The organism is Pseudomonas syringae CC1557 (genome assembly GCF_000452705.1).
Classification (GTDB): domain Bacteria; phylum Pseudomonadota; class Gammaproteobacteria; order Pseudomonadales; family Pseudomonadaceae; genus Aquipseudomonas; species Aquipseudomonas syringae_F.
On record NZ_CP007014.1, the window covers coordinates 453,106 to 476,811 of the forward strand.

The window sequence follows — 23,706 nt, forward strand, 5'->3', positions numbered from 1 at the left end:
CAGTAGTCCCTCTCGGTTCTGGAAAGCCTGGATTCTAGGTGCAAACTTGTCGTCAGAGATCAATGAAAACCACTTAAAGACAGGTCCTACGCAACTATCGGCAGGGCGTTTCGCAAGTGTTTCGCAAGCCCGCAATCGTCATACCTGAATGATCATTTCGCCCATCATTACTCCAGCCGTAACGATCCGCCTCGCTGCTTGATTGATGCCCGACACCTGTCGCCCCTAAGGTGCTCCACGACAGCAAAATCGTGGAGCGATCATGACAACAACAACTTCCCCCGACGCGCGCTGGACACGTCGTCGTACCGAGAAGCAACGGCGTCTGGAGCAGGTGCGGGCGTTGGCCGACGGCGTCGTGTTGCCGACCGATAAAATCGTCGCCGCACTGGAGGCTTTGTTGGTTTCCGGGGATCGGGTGGTGCTTGAGGGCAATAACCAGAAGCAGGCGGACTTCCTCTCCCGCGCGCTGGCCAAGGTCGATCCGGGCAAGGTGCATGACTTGCACATGATTATGCCCAGCGTCGGCCGCGCCGAGCATCTGGACCTCTTCGAGCAGGGCATCGCGCGCAAGCTGGATTTCTCCTTTGCCGGCACGCAAAGCCTGCGCATCAGCCAGTTGCTGGAAGATGGCCTGCTGGAAATCGGTGCGATTCACACCTACATCGAACTGTATTCGCGCCTGGTGGTGGACCTGATCCCCAACGTGGTGCTGGCGGCAGGCTTCATGGCCGACCGGGCCGGGAACATCTACACCGGGCCCAGCACCGAAGACACCCCGGCACTGATCGAACCTGCTGCCTTCAGCGATGGCATCGTCATTGTTCAGGTCAATCAACTGGTGGATGACGTTAGTGAGCTGCCTCGGGTCGATATTCCCGCTTCGTGGGTGGACTTCGTGGTGGTCGCCGACAAGCCGTTCTACATAGAACCCCTGTTCACCCGCGACCCGCGTCACATCAAGCCGGTGCATGTGCTGATGGCGATGATGGCGATTCGCGGAATCTATGAAAAACACAACGTGCAGTCGTTGAACCATGGCATCGGTTTCAACACCGCCGCCATCGAGCTGATCCTGCCGACCTACGGCGAGTCGCTGGGGCTGAAAGGCAAGATCTGCCGCAACTGGACGCTTAACCCGCACCCGACCCTGATCCCGGCCATCGAAAGTGGCTGGGTCGAGAGCGTGCATTGTTTCGGCACCGAACTGGGTATGGAAAATTACATTGCTGCCCGCCCGGACGTGTTCTTCACCGGGCGCGACGGCTCGCTGCGTTCCAACCGGCAACTGTGCCAGCTGGCCGGCCAGTACGCGGTGGACCTGTTCATCGGCGCGACGCTTCAGGTCGATGGCGACGGGCATTCCTCCACCGTCACCCGGGGGCGTCTGGCAGGCTTCGGCGGCGCGCCGAACATGGGCCATGACCCGCGTGGTCGGCGTCACGCAACCCCGGCCTGGCTGGACATGCGTCAGCAGCAGGATGACGGCCCGGCTGCCTATCTTGAGCGCGGCAAGAAACTGGTGGTGCAGATGGTCGAGACCTTTCAGGAAGGTGGCAAACCCACCTTCGTCGAAACGCTGGACGCGGTCGAGGTGGCGAAGAAAAGCGGTATGCCGCTGGCGCCGATCATGATCTACGGCGACGACGTCACTCATTTGTTGACCGAAGAAGGCATCGCCTACCTCTACAAGGCGCGCAGTCTGGAAGAGCGTCAGGCAATGATTGCCGCCGTGGCGGGTGTGACCGTCATCGGCTTGCGCCACAACCCGAAAGACACGGCGCGCATGCGTCGTGAAGGCTTGATCGCGCTGCCGGAAGACCTCGGCATCCGCCGCACCGACGCCAGCCGCGAGCTGCTGGCCGCCAAGAGTATCGCCGAGCTGGTCGAATGGTCCGGTGGTCTCTATAACCCACCTGCCAAATTCAGGAGCTGGTGATGAGCGCACTGCAACGGACACCGCAATCTGCCTCGCTGGCCGAACAACTGGCAGATCTGGCCATCGACGCATTGATCGACGAAGCCGACCTGTCACCCAAACCTGCGCTGGTGGATCGGCGTGGCAACGGCGCGCATACCGACCTGCACCTGGGGTTGATGCACGCTTCAGCGCTGTCGCTCTGGCCGACGTTCAAACTGATGGCCGATGCCGCTGTGGAGTTCAAGGCGGTGGGCCAGCCGTTGCGTGAGACGCTGGGGCGTCTGGGCCGCGAAGGCGAAGTTGCCATGCTGCGCACCACAGATGGGGTAAATACGCATCGTGGTGCGATCTGGGCATTGGGCCTGTTGGTGACGTCGGCGGCGCTGGACCCGCAAGACTGCACAGCGCAAACGATCTGCCAGCGAGCGGCCAGTCTGGCGCAGATCCAGGATCGGCAGGTCATCACGCAACACAGTCACGGCAATGAAGTGGTTCGCCGCTATGGTGTCATGGGTGCCAGAGAGCAGGCGCAGCAGGGTTTTCCTGCTGTCACTCAGTTTGCGCTGCCGCAATTGCAGCGCAGTCGTGCGGCGGGCTGTGGCGAACAGAACGCCCGGCTTGATGCACTGCTGGCAATCATGACCTGCCTGACCGACACCTGTGTGTTGCATCGTTCTGGCCTCGAAGGGCTGAACGCCATGCAGCAGGGCGCGCAACGCGTGCTGGACGCGGGAGGCAGTGCCAGCCTGGCCGGTCGTCGTGCGCTGAATGAATTGGATCAGCAACTGCTGGCCCTCAATGCCTCGCCCGGCGGCGCGGCTGACTTGCTCGCCGCCTGCCTGTTTATCGATGGCCTGGAGCCTGCGCTCGGCCTTGTTTCAAGGAGTGCCTGAAATGGAAACCCTGTCTTTTGAGTTCCCCGCCGGACAGCCGCCGAAAGGCCGGGCGTTGGTGGGTGTGGTCGGCTCCGGTGATCTGGAAGTGCTGCTGGAGCCGGGTCAGCCGGGCACTCTGTCGATTCAGGTGGTGACCTCGGTCAACGGCGCTGCGCTGCGCTGGAAGCACCTGTTCGAGCGCATGTTCGACGGTCAGACGCCGCCCGCGCTGAGCATCGACATTCATGACTTCGGCGCAACCCCCGGCGTGGTGCGGTTGCGTCTGGAGCAGGGCTTCGAGGAGATCGGCCATGACTGATAACGCACGCTTGCTGAGTCAGCACAGCTTCATCGAACTCGGTGCCCGCCAGCGTGCCCGCGCCTTGCTGGATGCGGGTAGTTTCAGGGAATTGCTCGGCCCGTTTGATCGTGTCATGTCGCCTTGGCTGGCCATGCAAGGCGTAGTGCCGCAGGCCGATGATGGCGTGGTGGTCGCCAAAGGTACGGTCGATGGCCGGCCGGTGGTGATCGCCGCCATTGAAGGCTCATTTCAGGGTGGCAGCATGGGCGAAGTCGGCGGTGCGAAAATGGCAGGAGCGCTGGAGCTTGCGGCCGAGGACAACCGCAACGGCATTCCTACTGCCGCCATCGTGTTGCTGGAAACCGGTGGCGTGCGTTTGCAGGAGGCCAATCTCGGGCTGGCGGCGATTGCCGAGATACATGCCGCGATGGTCGATCTGCGCCAGTACCAGCCAGTGATTGGCGTGGTGGCAGGCAGCGTCGGCTGTTTTGGCGGAATGTCGATTGCCGCAGGCTTGTGCAGTTATCTGCTGGTTACCCAGGAAGCCCGTCTCGGTCTGAACGGTCCGCAGGTGATCGAGCAGGAAGCCGGCATTGAAGAGTACGACTCCCGCGACCGACCTTTTATCTGGAGCCTGACCGGCGGTGAGCAGCGTTTCGCCAGCGCCCTGGTGGACGGCTTTGCCGCAGACGATGTGGCCGATATCCGTCAGCAGGTCAGTGACTGGCTCAAGCAGGGCGTGCCTGAAACGCATCGCAGCAGTCAGTACGAACTGTTCCTGCAACGCCTGACCCGCTTGGACACTGAGCTGCAAATCGATCCGCAAGGTGTGCGCACCCTTTATCAAGGAGCCCGGTCATGAGTCATTCACTGCGGGGTTTGAACTGGTTCAACGCCTTGAGCGCAGGTGCCAGAGAAGTCACGGACCAGCCTGCCTCGATCAAGGTGGCCGACGGTCTGCTGGGCGACCAGCCGGTACGCTTTCTGGCAGTGATTGCCGATACCGACAACCGCTTCCCTCGGGCGCGTCAGGGTGAAGTCGGCCTGCTGGAAGGCTGGGGCCTGGCCAAGGCAGTGGACGAGGCTGTCGAGCAGGATCGCGACCGCGCCGAAAAGCGCGCCCTGATTGCCATCGTCGACGTACCGAGCCAGGCCTATGGGCGTCGCGAAGAAGCGCTCGGTATTCACCAGGCATTGGCCGGTGCGGTGGACAGTTATGCGCGGGCCCGTCTGGCGGGGCATCCGGTAATCGGCCTTTTGGTCGGCAAAGCGATGTCCGGCGCATTCCTGGCCCACGGCTATCAAGCCAATCGACTGATCGCACTGCGTGATCCCGGCGTTATGGTGCACGCCATGGGCAAGGCCTCGGCCGCCCGCGTGACCCTGCGCAGTGTCGAAGAACTGGAAAAGCTTGCCGCCAGCATCCCGCCGATGGCCTACGACATCGACAGCTACGCCAGCCTGGGTCTGCTTTGGGAAACCCTGTCGGTCAGCCAGATCGAGCAACCTGCGGCAGATGACCTGGATCAGGTGCGCAGCGTGCTGAGCCGTGCGATCAAGGACGTGCAGGCCAGTGGCGTCGACCTGAGCAGTCGTCTGGGAGCGAGCAACCGTGCGGCTTCGGCGAAAGTGCGTCAGTTGATGCGGGCGCAGTGGTGATTAATAACGCCCTTGCGGTGCTGCCCCACGATTTGTTGTGGGGCATGCCGCTGTCTGCCTTGCCGGACGATGCGCCCAAGTGGGCGGTCGAAGTGTTACTCGCCGGGCAGCCGGTCGTCGTGCGGCGTCAACTGATGCCAGCCGGTCAGGTGGCGGTAGGCTTGCGTGGCCGGGGGCGCGAACAGCGCTACGGAGCGGGTATGTTGCTGGCGGATGTCTATCGCTGGGTTACCCCCGAACAAGTGCTTGATTGTCCTCCCGACAGCAGTCACGACTGGCCAGCGCTGCGCGCCTTGCGTCAGGTCCGTCCTGTGATGGACGCACTGGAGCTGGTCTGGGGTGTCGGTGGCAGTGCCGGATTTGAATTGGCCAGCGGCTGCCCGGCATTGCATCAGGACAGCGATCTGGACCTGATTCTGCGTACGCCCCAGCCGTTCAGCCGGCGCTGTGCAGCCGAGCTGGTCGAAGCGCTGGAAACATCGGTCTGCCGGGTGGATGTCCAGCTACAGCTTGATCAGGGCGCAGTCGCGCTGAGTGAATGGGCGCGGCCAGCCGGTCGCGTGTTGCTCAAGACCGCCAGCGGGGCGCGACTGGTGACAGACCCGTGGCATCTGGTCGAGGCGTGCGCATGAGCAGCCTGTGGGCGTTTCCCGGTCAAGGCGCGCAGCAGGCAGGCATGCTGCATCAGTTGCCCGAGGACCCGGTGGTTCGCGATTGTCTGCAGGAAGCTGCCGATGCGCTGGGTGAAGAGGTCTCGGCGCTGGACACTGCTCAGGCGTTGCAATCGACCCGCGCTGTTCAGCTGTGCCTGCTGATCGCCGGTGTCGCCTGCGCCCGCATGTTGCAGGCGCGTGGCTGCGTGCCGGATTACGTCGCAGGGCTGTCAATCGGCGCGTATCCGGCAGCGGTCATCTGTGGCGCGCTGGCCTTCGACGATGCGCTGCGGCTAGTCGCGCTGCGTGGCGAACTGATGCAGCGCGCTTACCCCGAGGGCTATGGAATGACCGCTGTCATCGGGCTGGATCAGGCTCGGGTCGAGGTGATGATCGGGCAAACAAATAGCCCGAAAACCCCGGTTTTTCTCGCCAATATCAACGCCGACAATCAGATGGTTATCGCAGGCAGCGCCGAGGCGATGCAGCAGGTTGGTCAACTGGCCAGAGCGGCCGGTGCCGCAGCGGTAAAGCGACTTGCGGTCAGCGTGCCGTCGCATTGCTCTTTGCTGGAAGCGCCCGCACAACAGCTGGCCGAGGCTTTTTCACGCATTCAATTGAAAACACCGACAGTGCGCTACCTCAGCGGCAGCACGGCACGCCCGCTGTTGAGTACCGAAAAGCTGCGTGACGATCTGGCTTTCAATATGTGTCGGGTTATCGACTGGCGCAGCACGGTGGAAACCGCCTACGAGCGTGGCGTGCGCCTGCACATCGAGCTGCCGCCCGGGTCGGTACTGACCGGGCTGGCGCGCAAGGTTTTCCAGCAAGGCACCGCGCTGGCGTTTCAGGCGGCGCGTCTGGACAGTCTGGTCGCGCTGTCGCGAGAGGAGGGCTGCCGCACCCGATAGAGCCGCCGTGCAGATGCTACGAAGGACAAAAACAACAACTTCAGCAATGCGAACAGAGGAATAACAACAATGATTATCTACGGTGTTGCACTACTGGCTATCTGCACGCTTGCGGGCGTGATTCTCGGCGACATGCTCGGCGTACTGCTGGGCGTCAAATCCAACGTGGGCGGGGTCGGGATCGCCATGATCCTGTTGATCTGCGCGCGCCTGTGGATGGAAAAACACGGCGGCATGAGCAAGGGCTGCGAAATGGGCGTCGGTTTCTGGGGTGCGCTGTACATCCCGGTGGTGGTCGCAATGGCCGCGCAACAAAACGTCGTCACCGCGCTGAAAGGCGGCCCGGTGGCGGTATTAGCCGCGCTGGGTTCGGTGGTGCTGTGTGCCTGCACCATCGCGCTGATCAGTCGCACCAACCGGGGCGAGCCGTTGCCCGAGGAAGAGCCGCTGCTGACGCCTGAAATCACCCCGGCTGGAGGTCGCTGATATGTGGGATCTCATCGAGAAAGGACTTGAACACAACGGCCTTATTACCGCATTCGCCTTTGTCGGCATCATCATGTGGGTATCGGTGGTGCTTTCAAAGCGCCTGACCTTCGGCAGGGTGCATGGCTCGGCGATCGCCATTGTCATCGGCCTGATTCTGGCCTGGGTCGGCGGTACCTTGACGGGTGGCCAGAAGGGGCTCGCCGACATCACGCTGTTCTCCGGCATCGGTCTGATGGGCGGGGCGATGTTGCGTGATTTCGCCATCGTGGCGACGGCCTTCGAGGTGCAGGCCACTGAAGCACGCAAGGCCGGGCTGATCGGGGTGATTGCCTTGCTGCTGGGCACGATTCTGCCGTTCATCGTCGGTGCGAGCATTGCCTGGATGTTTGGCTATCGCGATGCCATCAGCATGACCACCATTGGCGCGGGTGCAGTGACCTATATCGTGGGTCCTGTTACCGGCGCTGCCCTGGGGGCAAGCTCGGACGTCATGGCGCTGTCGATTGCCACCGGCCTGATCAAGGCGATTCTGGTGATGGTCGGCACGCCCATGGCGGCGCGCTGGATGGGGCTGGATAATCCGCGCTCGGCGATGGTCTTCGGTGGCCTGGCGGGTACGGTCAGTGGTGTGACTGCAGGGTTGGCGGCGACAGATCGGCGTCTGGTGCCTTATGGTGCCCTGACCGCCACGTTCCATACCGGGCTCGGCTGTTTGCTCGGGCCGTCAGTGTTGTATTTCATCGTTCGCGCTATCGTCGGCTAGCGGGCTGATCAGGTCGCCTGCTCCAGCAGGCGATTGGCGTACATCCGGCATTCGGCCAATAGCGCCAGCAGGTTGGGATCGCGCTCTTTGGATTTGAGAAAAACCATGCCGATGTGTTGCTGCATCCGGTAGCGGCTCTGCAACGGAATCAGTCGCACACGGTTTTCATAGACCGCAGCTATTCTGCCCGGCAGCAACGCATAGCCGACGCCGGAACTGACCATGCTCAACAGGGTGAAAATGTCATTCACCTGCATCGCTACCTTGGGCTCGAACCCAGCCTGACGAAAAACCCGGATACCGTCACGATGTGTAGCGAAGCCTTGGGTCAGCGTGATGAACGTCGCTTCGCGCAGGTCGCTCAGGTCGACTTCGTTGCGTTCGGCGAACGGCGAGTCGGTAGGGACGGCAAGAAAGATATCATCGGAAAACAGCGCGAGATGCTCGCAGTCCTGGTCATTGGTGCTCTCGTCCAGCGCGACCAGCATGGCGTCTACTTCCATGTTCTTGAGCTTGTAGAGCAGGTCGATGTTCGAGCCCAGAATCAGGTCGATATTCAGTTCGCTGCGGCGGATCTTCAAGCCCATGATCAGCTGCGGCACGGTCTTGACCGTCAGCGAGTACAGCGCCCCAAGCCGAAAGCGCGCTGCCGAGAAGCCCGCCGCCTGACGAGTCAGTTCCACGGTGGCGAGCACATCCTGCACCAGTTTCTGCGCGCGCTCTTCAAGCACATAAGCGCTTTCCAAAGGTGTCAGGTTGCGGCCCTCGTGTTTGAACAGCGGGCAGCGCAGGGCGCTTTCCAGCGAATGAATGGCGCGGTGGACGCTGACGTTACTGGTCTGCAACTCCTCCGCAGCACGGGCCAGATTGCCGGTGCGCATGAACGCCAGGAATATTTCCAGTTTCTTCAGCGTGAGTTCGTCATCGATTTGCATGGTGTGGCGCTTGTTGTTGGTGTGGGCTGATTGTGCCCTGTAATGACAGATACGTTGCTCTTTGTTTCAATAACCGGGAGCCTCTGTCATCGGTATTTTCTCTAGGTGAGGGCAACAAGCAGATGTACTACGGAGAAAAATTCAACGCGTGGTCACACTTGATCGGTGCCGTGCTGGCGACTGTTGGCGCGATCTGGCTGCTCGTACTGGCCAGTCTGCAGGGTGATGCCTGGAAGGTAGTCAGCATTGCGATCTACGGCGCCTGCCTGATCACGCTGTACAGCGTGTCGACCATTTACCACAGCGTTCAGGGCCGCACGAAGTCGATCATGCAGAAGGTTGATCATTTTTCGATCTACCTGATGATTGCCGGCAGTTACACACCGTTCTGTCTGGTGACCTTGCGCGGCGCGTGGGGCTGGACGCTGTTCGGCATTGTCTGGGGGCTGGCGCTGATCGGCATCCTGCAAGAGATAAAACCGCGTTCCGAAGCGCGAATCCTGTCCATCGTGATTTATGCAGTGATGGGCTGGATCGTCCTGGTGGCCGTCAAACCGCTGATCGCCGCGCTCGGCACCGCAGGTTTCATCTGGCTGGCAGGCGGCGGTGTGCTGTACACGGTCGGCATCCTGTTCTTTGCCTACGACCACAAACGCCACTTTCACGGCATCTGGCACCTGTTCGTGATCGGCGGCAGTTTGATGCACTTTGTGGCGATCTGTTTTTATGTGCTTTGAGGGTGCGCGCTGAAGCCAGGTTCTCGTTGACCCGATTATCGTGACCACTCCAGCGTGGTAATGCCTTTCTGGACGCTCCGCGTCCGCTCTTGAGCCTTCAGTGCGGCGCAGACGGGTGACGCGGAGCGTCACGAAATGCATGCCAACGCAGAGCATTGGCACGATAAACAGGTAGATTTGTGTATAACCGTGAGCGCTGGAGCGTGGGGACGATTATCAGCAGTCAGAAATCGCCCCACAGCTGCTGTGCCACGCTGAGTGCGACCACCGGGGCGGTTTCGGTGCGCAGGACGCGTGGGCCTAAGCGGGCTGCGTGGAAGCCGGCGTCTTTTGCCTGATCGACTTCCGCGTCATTCAAACCGCCTTCAGGGCCGATCAGGAAGGCCAGGGTTTCGGGTTTTGCATGGCGGGTCAGCGGTTCGGCCACCGGGTGCAGGACCAGTTTCAGGTCGGCTTCGGTGAGCTTGATCCAGTCCGCCAGCGGCATCGGCGGGTGAATCACCGGTACCACCGAACGACCGCACTGTTCGCAGGCGCTGATCGCGATCTGTTGCCAATGCGCCTGACGCTTCTCGGCGCGCTCGTCCTTGAGACGCACTTCGCAGCGTTCGCTGACAATCGGCGTAATTTCGCTTACGCCCAGTTCAGTGGCTTTCTGAATCGCCCAGTCCATCCGCTCGCCACGCGACAGGCCCTGACCCAGATGTATGCGCAAGCCCGATTCAACCTGCCCGGCGAAGCTCTCGGTCAGTTGCACACGTACGCGTTTCTTGCCGACTTCCAGCAAGGTGCCGCGAAACTCGTTGCCCGAGCCATCGAACAGTTGCAGTGCATCGCCTTCGGTCATGCGCAACACGCGGCTGATGTAATGCGCCTGCGCTTCAGGCAGTTCGTGCTCGCCCAGGCTCAGCGGCGTTTCAGTAAAAAAGCGGGACAGTCTCATGGTGTGTCTCGGTTCCGGTGTTCGTTCTGTGATGACGCTTTCGCGGACAAGCGAAGCGTCGCCCGGTTCGCTCCCACATGTGCAGTGTCTTTGCGGACAACGCCGCTCTAATGCAGGAGCGGACTTGTCCGCAAAGGTGTCAGTCGCGAAGCCGCAAATTCCAGCCTTTAACCCGGATCCCTGAAATCCGGATGAAAGTTCTCGCGAACGGCAACACTGATGCTGCTGCGTGTCGCGATATCAATACCTTCGGTGGCCACTTCTGCGAGGAAGTCGATCTGCTCCGGTGTAATCACGTAAGGCGGCAGGAAATACACAACGCTGCCCAGCGGCCGCAGCAGCGCGCCGCGCTCCAGTGCGTGCTGGAAGACTTTCATGCCACGGCGCTCCTGCCACGGGTAAGCGGTCTTGGTAGCCTTGTCCTGAACCATTTCGATAGCGATGGCCATACCGGTCTGGCGCACTTCGGCAACGTGCGGGTGATCCGCCAGATGCGCAGTAGCGGTCGCCATACGTTGTGCCAGCGCCTTGTTGTTTTCGATGACGTTGTCCTGCTCGAAGATATCCAGCGTCGCCAGCGCCGCAGCGCAGGCCAGCGGGTTGCCGGTGTAACTGTGCGAGTGCAGAAAGGCGCGCAGGGTCGGGTAGTCGTCGTAGAAAGCGTCGTACACGTCGTCTGTCGTCACGCACGCAGCCAACGGCAGGTAACCGCCAGTAAGCGCCTTGGACAGGCACAGGAAATCCGGGCGAATCCCCGCTTGTTCGCAGGCAAACATGGTCCCGGTACGGCCGAAGCCCACGGCGATTTCATCGTGGATGAGGTGTACGCCGTAGCGGTCGCAGGCCTCGCGCAGCAGCTTGAGGTAGATCGGGTGATACATGCGCATGCCGCCTGCGCCCTGAATCAGCGGCTCTACGATCACTGCTGCGACAGTGGCGTGATGCTCGGCCAGGGTTTGCTCCATGGCTGCGAACATGTTGCGCGAATGCTCTTCCCAGCTCATGCCCTCAGGGCGGTGATAGCAGTCGGGGCTTGGCACCTTGATGGTGTCCAGCAGCAGCGCCTTGTAAGTCTCAGTGAACAGCGGCACGTCACCGACCGACATCGCGGCCATGGTTTCGCCGTGGTAACTGTTGGTCAGGGTTACAAAGCGTTTCTTGTCCGGCTGGCCGCGATTGAGCCAGTAATGAAAACTCATTTTCAGAGCAACTTCGATGCACGATGAGCCGTTATCGGCGTAGAAACAACGTGTCAGGCCCTCGGGCGTGAGCTTGACCAGTCGCTCGGACAACTCGATGACCGGCTGATGGCTGAAGCCGGCAAGAATCACGTGTTCCAGCTGGTCGACCTGATCCTTGATGCGCTGGTTGATGCGCGGGTTGGCATGCCCGAAAACGTTGACCCACCAGGAGCTGACAGCGTCCAGATAACGCTTGCCTTCAAAGTCTTCGAGCCATACGCCTTCGCCGCGTTTGATCGGTATCAGTGGCAGATTTTCGTGGTCTTTCATCTGCGTGCAGGGGTGCCACAGGACCTTGAGGTCACGTTGCATCCACTGGTCATTGAGGCCCATTTTCAATCTCCGGGTAGCGACTCGCCTGATGCGAGGACGAACAATCGCGCAAGCCTATGCAATGCCCGGCCATGGAACAACCTTTGATGCATTTTTAACGGTCGATGGACATTGCTGGCGGCTATTTGATGGCTCGCGTATCCTGCGCAGCGAGTCGTTTTTTCGGGCTGACTGCCCAATCTTTCCTACTTTTTCGGAGTTCGCCGAATGCTTTCTGGGTGGCTGCGCGCGTGTGCGCTGATAGTTGCAGGGCTGGTTAGCGTTTCGACGCTCGCCGATGAAAAACAACGCACCGCGATTGTCGTTGGTGGTGGTCTGGCGGGTTTGACCGCTGCCTATGAACTGCAGGCCAAGGGCTGGCAGGTGACTCTGCTCGAAGCCAAGCCGGCTCTGGGTGGTCGCTCCGGTCTGGCAACCAGCGAATGGATCGGCAACACCAAGGCCCAGCCAGTGTTGAATCGCTACCTGGACACCTTCAAGCTGACTACCGTGCCCGCGCCGGAATTCGTGCGTACGCCCGGCTACCTGATCGACGGCGTGTACTTCACCCAGGCCGACCTGGCTGTCAAACAGCCTGCGACCGCCGAAGCGATGAAGCGTTACAACGACACGCTGGACAACCTGGCGCGCTCGGTGGATGACCCGGAAAACCCGGCGTCCAATAGCACGCTGTTCGCTCTGGACCAGATCAACGTCGCCAACTGGCTCGACCGCCTGAACCTGCCCGCCACGGCCCGTCAGTTGATCAACCAGCAGATTCGTACGCGCTACGACGAGCCTTCGCGCCTGTCGCTGCTGTATCTGGCACAGCAATCGCGGGTTTACCGTTCGGTGGATGAGCGCGATTTGCGCGCCTCACGCCTGCCCGGTGGCAGCGCGGTATTGACTCAGGCGTTCGTCAAACAACTGAAGACCGTCAAGACCAACGCGCCGGTGTCGGCAGTGGTTCAGGAAAAAGACAAGGTCACCGTCAAGGCTGGCGCGACCAGCTACACCGCCGATTACGTGGTAATGGCTGTGCCGTTGCGCGCACTGAGCAAGATTCAGATGACACCTGCGCTGGATGCTCAGCACATGGGTGCGATCAAGAGTATCAATTACGGCTGGCGCGACCAGATCATGCTCAAGTTCAAGACTCCGGTCTGGGACAGCAAGGCGCGTATGTCGGGTGAAGTGTTCAGTAACACCGGTCTGGGCATGCTCTGGATCGAGCCTGCACTCAAGGGCGGCGCCAATGTGGTGATCAACCTGTCTGGCGACAATGCCCGCATCATGCAGGCGTTCGGCGACAAGCAGATGGTCGATCAGGTGTTGATCCGTCTGAACGCGTTCTACCCTGAAGCGCGTGGCGCCTTCTCCGGCTATGAAATCCGTCGTTACAGCGTCGATCCATCGACCGCTGGCTCGTATCTGGCGTATGGCCCGGGCCAGATCAGCAAGTACTGGCGCTTGTGGGAAAGGCCGATTCTGCGTGTAGCCTTTGCCGGTGAGCATACCGACACCTTGTACCCCGGCACGTTGGAAGGTGCGTTGCGCAGCGGCCAGCGGGCTGCCAGCCAGGTACAGGATCTGGCGGCGGGCAAGTCGTTCGAACCGGTCAAGGTTGCGCCGCCGAAAGCGCCGGCACCGGCTACGCAGCGGTCAGAAGGCAACTTCTTCAGCAATCTGTTTGGGGGTGGTTCTTCTGACAAACCGGCTGAACCTGCCAAACCGCAGGCTGAAAAGCCGGGCTTCTTCTCGCGCCTGTTTGGCGGTTCAGAAGCACCAGCACCAGTTCCTGCTCCGGTAGAGAAAGCGCCGGAGCCTGCTCCAGCGCCAGTACCTGTTGTAGCTCCGGCGCCAGTGGTTGCCCCGGTGGTTCAGCCGGCCAAACCGCCGGTGAAAGCAGAGCCGGTGAAAAAAGCGCAGTCCAAGGAAGACGCAAAGAAAGCGGCAGCGAAAAAAGAAGCGGCTAAAAAAGCGGCAGCAAAAAAGGAAGCAGCGAAAAAAGCGGCGAGCAAACCTGCTCCCGCCAAAACGCCTGCTGAAACAGCACCCGCCGACGTCAACAACTGACCGGGCACTGGCTGACCCAAAAGGAGCGCGGTTCATGCCGCGCTCCTTTTTTATGCACGCCGGCTTCGTTCTATACACAAGAACCGGGTTTGCGTAGAGGGATTTTGCCGTTCATCGGTATCGAACGGCCGATGGTCCTTACAAAGTGTTACTGATCGCGAATTATCGAGATGCTGTTGCGGCAAGGGCAGTCTGCACGGCTGAAAGGCGGTTCAGACACTGATAAAACCAGCCTCGCCGAAGCGCAAAATGTTGTCACGACAGATCGTATTGTTCGATAGGTCAGAGCAAAATTTTGCGCTTTCATTCGATAGATAAAGCGCTAGTCTGGTAATACTTCTGACAAGGTACTGGTAATGCAGCTACGTAACTCATCCTCTCGCTACGGTCTGGTCAGCATGGTGCTGCACTGGGGCGTGGCCGCTGTTGTGTTTGGCATGTTCGCCTTGGGGCTGTGGATGGTAGGGCTGGATTACTACGATACCTGGCGCAAGGCCGGTCCTGATCTGCACAAGAGCATTGGCATTACCTTGTTCGCGATCATGCTGATCCGCGTGGTCTGGCGTTTGCTCAGCCCGCCACCGCCGCCGTTAAGCAGCTACAGTAAGTTGACGCGTATCGGCGCAACGTTCGGTCACCTGTTTTTGTACGTTGCGCTATTTGCCGTGATGTTTGCCGGCTATCTCATATCCACTGCCGATGGCGTGGGTATTCCGATATTTGGCCTGTTCGAGGTGCCTGCGCTGGTTTCAGGTTTGCCTGATCAGGCCGAAACGGCCGGCTGGATTCATTTGTATCTGGCGTGGGTCATCGTGGTTTTCGCGGTGCTCCATGGCCTCGCTGCACTGAAACACCATTTCATCGATCACGATGTGACCCTCAAGCGCATGCTGGGTCGTAATTGATTGTTCAACCAAAACGGGAATAAAAGCATGTTGAAGAAGTCTCTCGCCGCTCTGGCTCTGGGTACCGCACTGTTGTCTGCCGGTCAGGCCATGGCTGCCGACTACGTAATCGACAAGGAAGGTCAACACGCATTCGTTGACTTCAAGATCAGCCACCTGGGCTACAGCTTCATTCACGGTACGTTCAAGGACTGGGACGGCACGTTCAGTTTTGACGCTGCCAAGCCAGAAGCCAGCAAGATCAATGTCGAGCTGAAAACCGCCAGCCTGTTCACTAACCATGCCGAGCGCGACAAGCACATCTCCAGCAAGGATTTCCTGGACGTTGCCAAGTACCCGGAAGCCAAGTTCGTTTCCACCGCTGTCAAATCGACCGGCGAGAAAACGGCTGACGTCACTGGCGACCTGACCCTGCACGGCGTCACCAAGCCAATCGTGATCAAGGCAACTTTCAACGGCGAAGGCAAGGATCCGTGGGGCGGCTACCGTGCCGGCTTCAACGGCACTTCGACGCTGAACCTGAACGACTTCGGTATCAAAGGCCCTGGCCCAACGTCGCAGACGCTGGACCTGGACATCAGCTTCGAAGGTGTACAGAAGAAGTAATTGCACGCTTGATCGACAGAACGCCGACCCTTGGGTCGGCGTTTTTGTTGGCGTGGCCCAGGATCGGACGCGGAGCGTCCAGGGCTGCGCTACCACGCGGAGCCTGGGAGCGATCAACTCTGCGGTCAGAACGCTTGAGGTGACTATCGTGCCAATGCTCCGCGTTGGTATGCATTTCGTGACGCTCTGCGTCACAGATCTTGGCCGCGCTGCCTGCTCAAGACCGGACGCGGAGCGTCCAGGGTTGCTCTACCACGCGGAGCGTGGGAGCGATCATTCCTCGAGGCCCGAAAACAAAAACGCCCCGAACAGGTCGGGGCGTTTTGTGTGTTGCGTGGCTATCAGCTGTCGCGGTTGCGGGTCAGCAGGGCCGGCTTTTCACCGCGTGGGCGTGCTGGCAACTGATCCAGTTGCTCGGCAGACGGGAAGCGGTCGATCTTTGATTCCTTGTGCACGATCTTCGGCTGAGGCTGGCCGTCACGCGGGGCGCGCGCGGCTGGCTCCTGGCCTTCACGCGGCAAGGGTTGCTCTTCACGGGCCGGACGACGGCCACGTGGCTGGCTGTCGCGCGAGCGCGGTGCCGAAGTGCCCGAGCCGTTACGCTTTGGAGCGCCAGTCCCTGAACCGGTGCGTGGAGCACCACCGGCAGGGCGACCCTGACTGGCTGGACGGGCAGCGCCGCCAGCGGCCGGTGCGGCTGCGCCAGGCGCGGCAGCGGGGCGACGACCACGGTTCTGGCCTTTACCCTGATAAGGGCTGACGTAGTCAGCGCGATTGCCGAAGTTGTCTACTTCGTCATCACGAAATTCGTCAGGGGCGCGATCCGAAGCCGGGCGCGGTGTGGCAGGTTGCGATGCACGCTGTTCGCTGCGAGGCGTGCCCTCACGAGGTTTTTTTTCGCGTGGCTGCCTGGCAGGGCGTTCGCCAGTGGCGGCTGCAGCGGCAGGTTTCTCCTTGCCTTTATCCTTGCCCTTGTCGCGACGACCACCGTTGTTCTTGTCGCCATCGCCACGAGCAGGGCGTGCACCACGCGGGTTGCGAACATCCGGACGCTCACGCACTTCCGGCTTCTCAGCCTCGACTGCGGTGATGTCGAAGCCCATCAGATCGCCATCCGGGATCTTCTGTTTGGTCATGCGCTCGATGCTTTTGAGCAGCTTCTCTTCGTCCGGCGCGACCAGCGAAATGGCTTCGCCGGAACGACCTGCACGGCCGGTACGACCGATACGGTGGACGTAATCTTCGTCAACGTTAGGCAGCTCGAAGTTGACCACGTGCGGCAACTGATCGATATCCAGCCCGCGAGCCGCGATATCGGTGGCAACCATGATGCGAACATCACCGGCCTTGAAATCAGCCAATGCCTTGGTACGTGCGTTCTGGCTCTTGTTGCCGTGGATCGCAACGGCCGCAAGACCGTGCTTGTCCAGGTACTCGGCCAGACGGTTGGCGCCATGCTTGGTGCGCGTGAAGATCAGCACCTGTTCCCAGGCACCGACGGTAATCAAATGCGCCAGCAGTGAGCGTTTGTGGTTGGCCGGAAGGCGGAAAACCCGTTGCTCGATACGCTCGACCGTGGTGTTCGGCGGCGTGACTTCGATGCGCTCCGGGTTATGCAGCAGCTTGCCAGCCAATGCGGTGATGTCGTTGGAGAAGGTTGCCGAGAACAGCAGGTTCTGGCGCTTGGCAGGCAAGCGGGCGAGGACCTTCTTGACGTCATGCACAAAGCCCATGTCGAGCATCCGGTCTGCTTCATCAAGCACCAGGATTTCGACGTGGGACAGGTCGACGCTGCCTTGACCGGCGAGGTCGAGCAGGCGGCCAGGGCAGGCCACCAGTACGTCCACACCACGGGCCATGGCCTGAACCTGCGGGTTCGTGCCAACGCCACCGAAGATGCAGGCGCTGACGAACTTCAGGTCGCGGGCGTAGAGCTTGAAGCTCTCGTGTACCTGCGCAGCGAGTTCGCGAGTCGGGGTCAGGACCAGTACGCGCGGTTGGCGCGGGCCGTGACGCTGGGATTTGTCCGGAACACCATTGGGAAACAGCCGCTCCAGAATAGGGAGGGCGAAGCCGCCGGTTTTACCAGTACCTGTCTGTGCCGCAACCATAAGGTCACGACCTTGCAACACGGCGGGAATGGCCCGCTGTTGCACTGGAGTAGGCTGGGTATAGCCCGCTGCCTCGATGGCGCGGACTAAAGCCTCGGAGAGACCGAGGGAAGCAAAGGACATGAGTAATCCTGTTCTGTTGGAGCTTAAGCTCAAGGGATGTCTTGCCTGGCGCGAATGGCGTGTAAAGACAACGCGATCCCGTCCGGTCCTGCCGGGTCTTCAGTGCATCTCGTGACGTCTGCGCTTGATGAAAATTGCGCTGAGGGCGTGAACGAGTGACGATTGCAAGACCGAGCGTCCGGGCGTAAGCCTGGCGGGAAGGCTGGAGTATAACAGAGCGAGCGCAATACGCTGCTTTCCTGCTGCCCAACGGTGTACCAAGCCGCGATTGCCTGGGAATTACTCCCCGGATCGCGGCGTGACAGCGGTATCAGCGTGGCAATTTAAGGTTGTTCCACACCGCCAGGCTCGGATCGGCCTGGTTCAGCGTGTAGAAGTGCAGGCCCGGTGCGCCGCCTTCAAGCAGGCTTTCGCACATCTGCGTGATCACTTCTTCGCCAAACGCCTGAATGCTTTGCACATCATCGCCGTAGGCTTCCAGCTGCTTGCGGATCCAGCGCGGAATTTCCGCACCGCAGGCATCGGAGAAGCGCGCCAGCTTGCTGTAATTGGTGATCGGCATGATGCCCGGCACGATCGGGATGCTCACGCCCATCTTCTCGACGCGCTCGACAAAGTTGAAATAACTGTCGGCGTTGAAGAAGTACTGAGTGATTGCACTGTCGGCACCGGCGTTGGCCTTGTTGACGAAGTGCTTGAGATCGTCCTCGAAATTGCGCGCTTGAGGGTGCATTTCCGGGTAGGCGGCGACTTCGATATGGAAGTGGCTGCCGGTTTCTTCACGAATGAACTTCACCAGGTCATTGGCGTGACGCAGCTCACCGCTGGCCATGCCCATGCCCGAAGGCAGGTCGCCGCGCAGGGCCACGATGCGTTTGATGCCCGCATCCTTGTACTGGGCCAGCAGGCTGCGCAAATCGTCCTTGCTGTCGCCAACGCACGACAGATGCGGCGCGGCGGGTACTTTCACTTCGTTCTCCAGCTCCAGCACGGTATTTAGCGTGCGGTCTCGGGTAGAACCACCTGCACCGTAGGTGCAGGAGAAAAAATCGGGGTTGTACGTAGCCAGCTGACGAGCAACGGTCAGCAGCTTTTCATGTCCAGCGTCGGTCTTGGTAGGGAAGAACTCGAAGCTGAAGCGGCGTTCTTGAGACATGGAGCCGATCTCATCGTAGGAGCGAACTTGTTCGCGAAAAGGTCGGAACGACCTTCAGATACTGAGCATCACCGGCGTAGAGAGTGCTGCCGGTGATGGCAGATTACGCTCGATCCGCCTCTGCATAAGAAGCGGTCCGAACCTGCTCAATCAGTAGCGATAAGCGTCAGGCTTGAACGGACCTTCGACGGTCACGCCGATGTAATCGGCCTGGGTCTTGGTCAGTTTGGTCACGACGCCGCCGAAACCGCGGACCATTTCCAGGGCCACTTCTTCGTCGAGTTTCTTCGGCAGTACTTCAACGGTCAGACGCTCGGCTTTTTTGGCCGGTGCCAGGTCAGCGTACTTCTGATCGAAGAGGAAGATCTGTGCCAGAACCTGGTTGGCGAACGAGCCATCCATGATGCGGCTTGGGTGGCCCGTGGCGTTGCCCAGGTTTACCAGACGGCCTTCGGCCAGCAGAATCAGGTAGTCGTCGTTCTGTGCGTCGAACGAGCCGGCGCCGGTACGATGGATCTTGTGAACCTGTGGCTTCACTTCTTCCCATGCCCAGTTCTTGCGCATGAAAGCGGTGTCGATTTCGTTGTCGAAGTGGCCGATGTTGCACACGACCGCACGCTTTTTCAGTGCTTTGAGCATGTTGGAATCGCACACGTTGACGTTACCGGTGGTGGTCACGATCAGGTCGATCTTGCCCAGCAGCGCTTTGTCGATGCTCGCTTCGGTGCCGTCGTTTTCGCCGTCGATGAACGGGGAAACCAGTTCGAAACCGTCCATGCACGCTTGCATGGCACAGATCGGATCGACTTCGGTCACTTTGACGATCATGCCTTCCTGACGCAGGGACTGGGCCGAACCCTTGCCCACGTCACCGTAGCCAATCACCAGCGCCTGCTTGCCGGACAGCAAGTGGTCGGTGCCGCGCTTGATGGCGTCGTTCAGGCTGTGACGGCAGCCGTACTTGTTGTCGTTCTTGCTCTTGGTCACCGAGTCGTTGACGTTGATGGCCGGGATTTTCAGCTCGCCCTTGGCCAGCATGTCCAGCAGGCGGTGAACGCCCGTGGTGGTTTCTTCGGTGACGCCGTGGATCTTGTCCAGCATCGCCGGGTATTTCTTGTGGATGATCTCGGTCAGGTCGCCGCCGTCGTCGAGGATCATGTTGGCGTCCCAAGGCTGGCCATCCTTGAGGATGGTCTGCTCGATGCACCACTCGTATTCTTCTTCGGTTTCGCCTTTCCAGGCGTACACAGCAATACCGGCAGCGGCGATGGCAGCAGCGGCCTGGTCCTGAGTCGAAAAGATGTTGCACGACGACCAGCGTACTTCGGCACCCAGGGCAACCAGGGTTTCGATCAGCACGGCAGTCTGAATGGTCATGTGGATGCAGCCGAGAATTTTCGCGCCTTTGAGCGGCTGCTCAGCGGCGTATTTGCGGCGCAGGCCCATCAGGGCAGGCATTTCGGATTCGGCGATAATGGTTTCGCGGCGACCCCAGGCAGCCAGGGAAATGTCGGCGACCTTGAAGTCATTAAAACCTGCGGGCGTGATTACAGCACTCATTGAGAGTCTCCATTCCATAAATATGCGAATGGGCGCCGTTGTGCGTTTAAGGCTTGCCGGCTGTGATCAGCCCTGCAAACAACGCCCCATCCGAGCCTGACAGGGAAAACCTGCTGCAGCGCCCCTCGGACAGGTGGCGGGAACGGTACCAAGCGTTGATGACCGTTTTGAAACGTTTTGCAGTATAGCTGCGCTCGCGATTCTTCCCAAGGCTTTCTGTCGGATCACCGTTCGGCGGACTTTCGACCGCTATATTCCTCTATCGCAACTCATTGATCCCGGCCTGGCAACAGACCTGATGTCCGGTTCGGACATGTTGATCCTCCGGTTCGAACAGCAGGAAAGCCCGACCGACCGTGGTGGCTCGCTGGATGACATTATTGCTGCTTACAACTGCGATGCAACTGCGCAATGACATGGGCAGGGGCCGCTGGCTCTGCCATCATGCAGTTCTCTACAGGCCAGACGCTCAGGAGTGAACATGAATTTCCACACCCGCAAGTGGGTAAAGCCCGAAGACCTGAACCCTAACGGCACGTTGTTCGGCGGTAGCCTGCTGCGCTGGATTGATGAAGAAGCCGCGATCTACGCCATCGTCCAGTTGGGTAATCAGCGGGTGGTGACCAAGTACATTTCCGAGATCAACTTCGTCAGCGCTTCGCGCCAGGGCGACATCATCGAACTGGGTATTACCGCCACCGAGTTCGGTCGTACCTCGATTACCCTGAAATGCCAGGTGCGCAACAAGATCACCCGCAAAAGCATCCTCACGGTCGAGAAGATCGTCTTCGTCAACCTCGACGAAGACGGCCAACCTGCGCCACACGGCCGGACTGAAATTCGCTATATCAAGGATCAGTTCGACGTCGAGGACTGATCTCACCCTGGATAGGTGTTCTTTCGGACGCCTATCGTTCCTCACTCCAATGGACTGCCTTTCGTGACGCTCGCGTCACACATCTGCGCCGCACCGCACGCTTAAGATCGGACGCAGAGCGTCCAGAAAGGCATGCCGACGCGGAGCGTCGCACGATAGTCGAGATTATCGTTCCACCACTCCGCGTGGGAATGCCGTTCATGACGCTCCGCGTCTTCTTTAGCGCCTCGTAATCAGCCCTTTGCCTGTAACTGGCGTAGCCATTCCAAACCTTCGCTGGTGTCGCCTTTCGGACGGTATTCGCAGCCGATCCAGCCGCTATAACCCAGCTCGTCGATGACGTTGAACAGATGCTCGTAGTTCAGTTCACCGAGGTTCGGCTCGTGACGGTCCGGTACGCCTGCGATCTGGATATGGCCGATGCCTGCAAAGTCACGACGCAGTTTGGTGGTCAGGTCACCTTCGACGATCTGGCAGTGGTAGCAGTCGAACTGCACTTTCAGGTTGTCAGCGCCCACCAGCTTGCAGATGTCCTGCGCTTGATCCTGGCGATTGAGGAAAAAGCCCGGCATGTCTCGGGTGTTGATCGGCTCGATCAGGATCGTGACGCCTGCGCCCTTGGCCTGTTGCGCCGCGAACGCAAGATTTTCCAGATAGACCGCCTGATGACGCTCACGCAGGTTCTCGTCAGGCAGCAGCCCGGCCATTACATGAACGCGGTCGTTGCCCAGCACCTGCGCGTATTCCAGCGCACGTTCAACGCCGCTGCGAAATTCCGCTTCGCGGCCCGGCAGCGTGGCGATGCCGCGCTCGCAGGCATCCCAGTCACCCGGCGGGGCGTTGAACAGCGCCTGCACCAGACCGTTGTCGGTCAGGCGCTGTTTGAGTTCCTGCGGCGTGTAGGCATAGGGAAACAGATACTCGACCGCGCCGAAACCATCGGCGGCGGCTGCGGCAAAGCGCTCAAGAAAATCATGCTGTGGATACAGCATGCTGAGGTTGGCGGCAAAACGAGGCATGTTAACTCCAGTCTTCAAAGGGTCAGACGAATGGCCAAAGCAGCAGGGTGATCACGAAGCCCAGTGTGCCGAGCAGCGTGACCAGCACGGTCCAGGTGCGCAAGCCGTCGGCGACGTTGAGGCCCGCCAGCTTGGTGAACATCCAGTAACCGGCATCGTTGATGTGCGACATGGCCAGACCGCCACCGCCCATTGCCAGGCACAGCAGGGCCAGATGGTTGGCGCTCAGGTCCAGCGTGGCGATCAGTGGGCTGAGAATACCGGCCGTGGTCACCAGCGCCACGGTGGTAGAACCTTGAACGGCACGCAGCAACAGCGTCAGCAGGAAGCCCAGCGCCAGCACCGGCAGACCAGTGTTGCGCAGCGCCTCGGAGACCACGGCACCGATTCCGGTATCGACCAGCACCTTGCCGAATACGCCACCGGCGCCCGCAATCAGGATCACCATCGCTACACCCGGCAAGGCCGAGCCGATAACGTCGGACACCTGAGAACGGCTCCAGCCACGGCGCGACCCCAGCAACCAGGCGCACAGCAGCGTGTCGATCAACAGCGCAACCAGCGGCGCACCGATTACGGTCAGCACTGCACGCAGCGTAGAGGTGGCGGGCAGCAGGGTGGTTGCCAGGGTGCCCAGCAGGATTAACACAATCGGCAATAGAATCAGGGCGATGATCAGCCCGAAACCCGGTGCAGGCGCAGGCGGCAGTTTGCTCGCCAGGCTGCTGGCGCTTTCTTCGGCGCCCAGGGTTCTGGTTTCGGTCGCTTCACGCACGCCTGAATAGTCATTGCGCGCCCAGGCTTCGAGGTCTTCGTTGGTGACGTGCGAGCCGTAGACTTCGGCGCGAATGTCGTCGGTCATCGGGTAGGTTTTACGCGTCATGCGGCCTGCGACGAAGTAACCGATTGCGCAGAGCACCGCCACGATTGGAATACCCAGCATCAGTACACGCCCCAGGTCTGCGCCCAACTGGCTGGCAGCGGCGACTGCGCCGGGGTGCGGCGGCAGGAACGCATGCACCGCCAGCAGAGCTGCACACATCGGCAGTGCAAAAATCAGCAGCGGCTTGCGTGCCGCCCGTGCCACACCGTAAGCCAAGGGCATGAGGATGATCACGCCTACCTCGAAGAACACCGGAATGCCGACCATGAAGCCCGCAACCGTCAGGGCCAGCGGCGTGCGCTTGTTGCCGAAGCGGTTGATCAGGGTTTTGGCCAGCGCTTCGGCACCGCCCGACAGCTCGATGATGCGTCCGATCATCGCGCCCAGCGCAATAATGATTGCGATATGGCCAAGCGTCTTGCCCATGCCGCCTTCGATAGTGGCAACCAGATCGGCTGGCTTAACACCGGCGACCAACGCCACGATGATACTGACCAGCATCAACGCAACGAATGGCTGAAATTTGTACTTGAGCACCAGGAACAGCAGCAGGGCGATGCCCGCACCTGCCACGACCATCAACATGAGTGGTGTCATGCCTGCACACTCCAGCCTGTGGTGGTAGGGAAGAACAACGAAACAGCGGTGTG

General features: G+C 60.3%; 22 protein-coding genes and 1 riboswitch. Of the genes, 14 read left to right on the forward strand and 8 right to left on the reverse strand.

What is annotated here, in order from left to right; all coding sequences use genetic code 11:
- The first annotated feature begins 262 nt into the window (after positions 1-262).
- The 9 genes from mdcA to madM all read left to right on the forward strand — a co-directional run bounded on the left by mdcA (position 263) and on the right by madM (position 7,572).
- Positions 263-1,939 carry a malonate decarboxylase subunit alpha gene (gene mdcA / locus N018_RS02095; RefSeq protein ID WP_024646475.1) on the forward strand — a complete coding sequence of 559 codons (1,677 nt, stop codon included), beginning with the start codon at positions 263-265 and terminating at the stop codon, positions 1,937-1,939.
- Positions 1,939-2,814, forward strand: coding sequence for a triphosphoribosyl-dephospho-CoA synthase (locus N018_RS02100; RefSeq protein WP_024646476.1), 876 nt, complete (start codon positions 1,939-1,941; stop codon positions 2,812-2,814). Before mdcA ends, N018_RS02100 begins: the two co-directional genes overlap by 1 nt.
- Before the next feature lies 1 nt (position 2,815).
- Positions 2,816-3,115 (forward strand): malonate decarboxylase subunit delta, encoded by a 300-nt coding sequence (locus N018_RS02105; protein WP_025388728.1) that lies wholly within the window; start codon positions 2,816-2,818, stop codon positions 3,113-3,115.
- Positions 3,108-3,959 carry a biotin-independent malonate decarboxylase subunit beta gene (locus N018_RS02110; RefSeq protein WP_025388729.1) on the forward strand — a complete coding sequence of 284 codons (852 nt, stop codon included), beginning with the start codon at positions 3,108-3,110 and terminating at the stop codon, positions 3,957-3,959. Before N018_RS02105 ends, N018_RS02110 begins: the two co-directional genes overlap by 8 nt.
- Positions 3,956-4,756 (forward strand): biotin-independent malonate decarboxylase subunit gamma, encoded by an 801-nt coding sequence (gene mdcE, locus N018_RS02115; protein ID WP_025388730.1) that lies wholly within the window; start codon positions 3,956-3,958, stop codon positions 4,754-4,756. The genes N018_RS02110 and mdcE overlap by 4 nt, the downstream gene beginning before the upstream one ends.
- Complete coding sequence (locus tag N018_RS02120) at positions 4,750-5,388, forward strand: malonate decarboxylase holo-ACP synthase (RefSeq protein ID WP_025388731.1); 639 nt, start codon at positions 4,750-4,752, stop codon at positions 5,386-5,388. The genes mdcE and N018_RS02120 overlap by 7 nt, the downstream gene beginning before the upstream one ends.
- Positions 5,385-6,320: a malonate decarboxylase subunit epsilon gene (gene mdcH / locus N018_RS02125; RefSeq protein WP_025388732.1), complete on the forward strand. Its 936-nt coding sequence runs from the start codon at positions 5,385-5,387 to the stop codon at positions 6,318-6,320. The genes N018_RS02120 and mdcH overlap by 4 nt, the downstream gene beginning before the upstream one ends.
- 69 nt (positions 6,321-6,389) lie before the next feature.
- The gene (madL, locus tag N018_RS02130; protein WP_025388733.1) at positions 6,390-6,806 is read left to right on the forward strand and encodes a malonate transporter subunit MadL; all 417 of its coding nucleotides are present in this window, start codon (positions 6,390-6,392) and stop codon (positions 6,804-6,806) included.
- Position 6,807: 1 nt separating this feature from the next.
- Complete coding sequence (gene madM / locus N018_RS02135; RefSeq protein WP_024646483.1) at positions 6,808-7,572, forward strand: malonate transporter subunit MadM; 765 nt, start codon at positions 6,808-6,810, stop codon at positions 7,570-7,572.
- Positions 7,573-7,580: 8 nt separating this feature from the next.
- Here the strand turns inward: madM and N018_RS02140 are convergent, their stop codons facing one another.
- Positions 7,581-8,507: a LysR family transcriptional regulator gene (locus tag N018_RS02140; RefSeq protein ID WP_024646484.1), complete on the reverse strand. Its 927-nt coding sequence runs from the start codon at positions 8,505-8,507 to the stop codon at positions 7,581-7,583.
- A 122-nt stretch (positions 8,508-8,629) separates the two neighbouring features.
- Here N018_RS02140 and trhA point away from each other — a divergent pair, with 122 nt between their 5' ends.
- On the forward strand, positions 8,630-9,244 hold the full coding sequence (trhA, locus tag N018_RS02145; RefSeq protein WP_025388734.1) for a PAQR family membrane homeostasis protein TrhA: 615 nt from the start codon (positions 8,630-8,632) through the stop codon (positions 9,242-9,244).
- 223 nt (positions 9,245-9,467) lie between these two features.
- Here the strand turns inward: trhA and N018_RS02150 are convergent, their stop codons facing one another.
- Both N018_RS02150 and N018_RS02155 read right to left on the reverse strand, forming a co-directional pair.
- Positions 9,468-10,187 carry a 16S rRNA (uracil(1498)-N(3))-methyltransferase gene (locus N018_RS02150; RefSeq protein WP_024646486.1) on the reverse strand — a complete coding sequence of 240 codons (720 nt, stop codon included), beginning with the start codon at positions 10,185-10,187 and terminating at the stop codon, positions 9,468-9,470.
- A gap of 167 nt (positions 10,188-10,354) precedes the next feature.
- A complete protein-coding gene (locus N018_RS02155) occupies positions 10,355-11,761 on the reverse strand; it encodes an adenosylmethionine--8-amino-7-oxononanoate transaminase (protein ID WP_025388735.1) in 1,407 nt (468 codons plus the stop codon).
- 207 nt (positions 11,762-11,968) lie between these two features.
- Between N018_RS02155 and N018_RS02160 the strand changes: the two genes are divergently transcribed.
- From N018_RS02160 to N018_RS02170, 3 genes are all read left to right on the forward strand, one after another.
- A complete protein-coding gene (locus N018_RS02160; RefSeq protein ID WP_025388736.1) occupies positions 11,969-13,816 on the forward strand; it encodes a flavin monoamine oxidase family protein in 1,848 nt (615 codons plus the stop codon).
- 356 nt (positions 13,817-14,172) lie between these two features.
- Positions 14,173-14,721, forward strand: coding sequence for a cytochrome b (locus N018_RS02165; RefSeq protein ID WP_024646489.1), 549 nt, complete (start codon positions 14,173-14,175; stop codon positions 14,719-14,721).
- Positions 14,722-14,748: 27 nt separating this feature from the next.
- Positions 14,749-15,327, forward strand: coding sequence for a YceI family protein (locus N018_RS02170; protein ID WP_002551707.1), 579 nt, complete (start codon positions 14,749-14,751; stop codon positions 15,325-15,327).
- Between the two features lie 341 nt (positions 15,328-15,668).
- Here the strand turns inward: N018_RS02170 and N018_RS02175 are convergent, their stop codons facing one another.
- The 3 genes from N018_RS02175 to ahcY form a co-directional block, all read right to left on the reverse strand.
- Positions 15,669-17,561 carry a DEAD/DEAH box helicase gene (locus tag N018_RS02175; RefSeq protein ID WP_025388737.1) on the reverse strand — a complete coding sequence of 631 codons (1,893 nt, stop codon included), beginning with the start codon at positions 17,559-17,561 and terminating at the stop codon, positions 15,669-15,671.
- A gap of 310 nt (positions 17,562-17,871) precedes the next feature.
- Positions 17,872-18,717: a methylenetetrahydrofolate reductase [NAD(P)H] gene (gene metF / locus N018_RS02180; protein WP_024645809.1), complete on the reverse strand. Its 846-nt coding sequence runs from the start codon at positions 18,715-18,717 to the stop codon at positions 17,872-17,874.
- A 150-nt stretch (positions 18,718-18,867) separates the two neighbouring features.
- Positions 18,868-20,277 carry an adenosylhomocysteinase gene (ahcY, locus tag N018_RS02185; protein WP_024645808.1) on the reverse strand — a complete coding sequence of 470 codons (1,410 nt, stop codon included), beginning with the start codon at positions 20,275-20,277 and terminating at the stop codon, positions 18,868-18,870.
- Between the two features lie 23 nt (positions 20,278-20,300).
- Positions 20,301-20,410: riboswitch (S-adenosyl-L-homocysteine riboswitch) on the reverse strand.
- Between the two features lie 348 nt (positions 20,411-20,758).
- Between ahcY and N018_RS02190 the strand changes: the two genes are divergently transcribed.
- Positions 20,759-21,154, forward strand: coding sequence for an acyl-CoA thioesterase (locus tag N018_RS02190; protein WP_002551711.1), 396 nt, complete (start codon positions 20,759-20,761; stop codon positions 21,152-21,154).
- 233 nt (positions 21,155-21,387) lie between these two features.
- On the opposite strand, the gene otnI is transcribed toward N018_RS02190, so the two are convergent.
- Positions 21,388-22,173 (reverse strand): 2-oxo-tetronate isomerase, encoded by a 786-nt coding sequence (gene otnI, locus N018_RS02195; protein WP_025388738.1) that lies wholly within the window; start codon positions 22,171-22,173, stop codon positions 21,388-21,390.
- A 22-nt stretch (positions 22,174-22,195) separates the two neighbouring features.
- The gene (locus N018_RS02200) at positions 22,196-23,653 is read right to left on the reverse strand and encodes a GntT/GntP/DsdX family permease (protein WP_024645806.1); all 1,458 of its coding nucleotides are present in this window, start codon (positions 23,651-23,653) and stop codon (positions 22,196-22,198) included.
- Between the last annotated feature and the right edge of the window lie 53 nt (positions 23,654-23,706).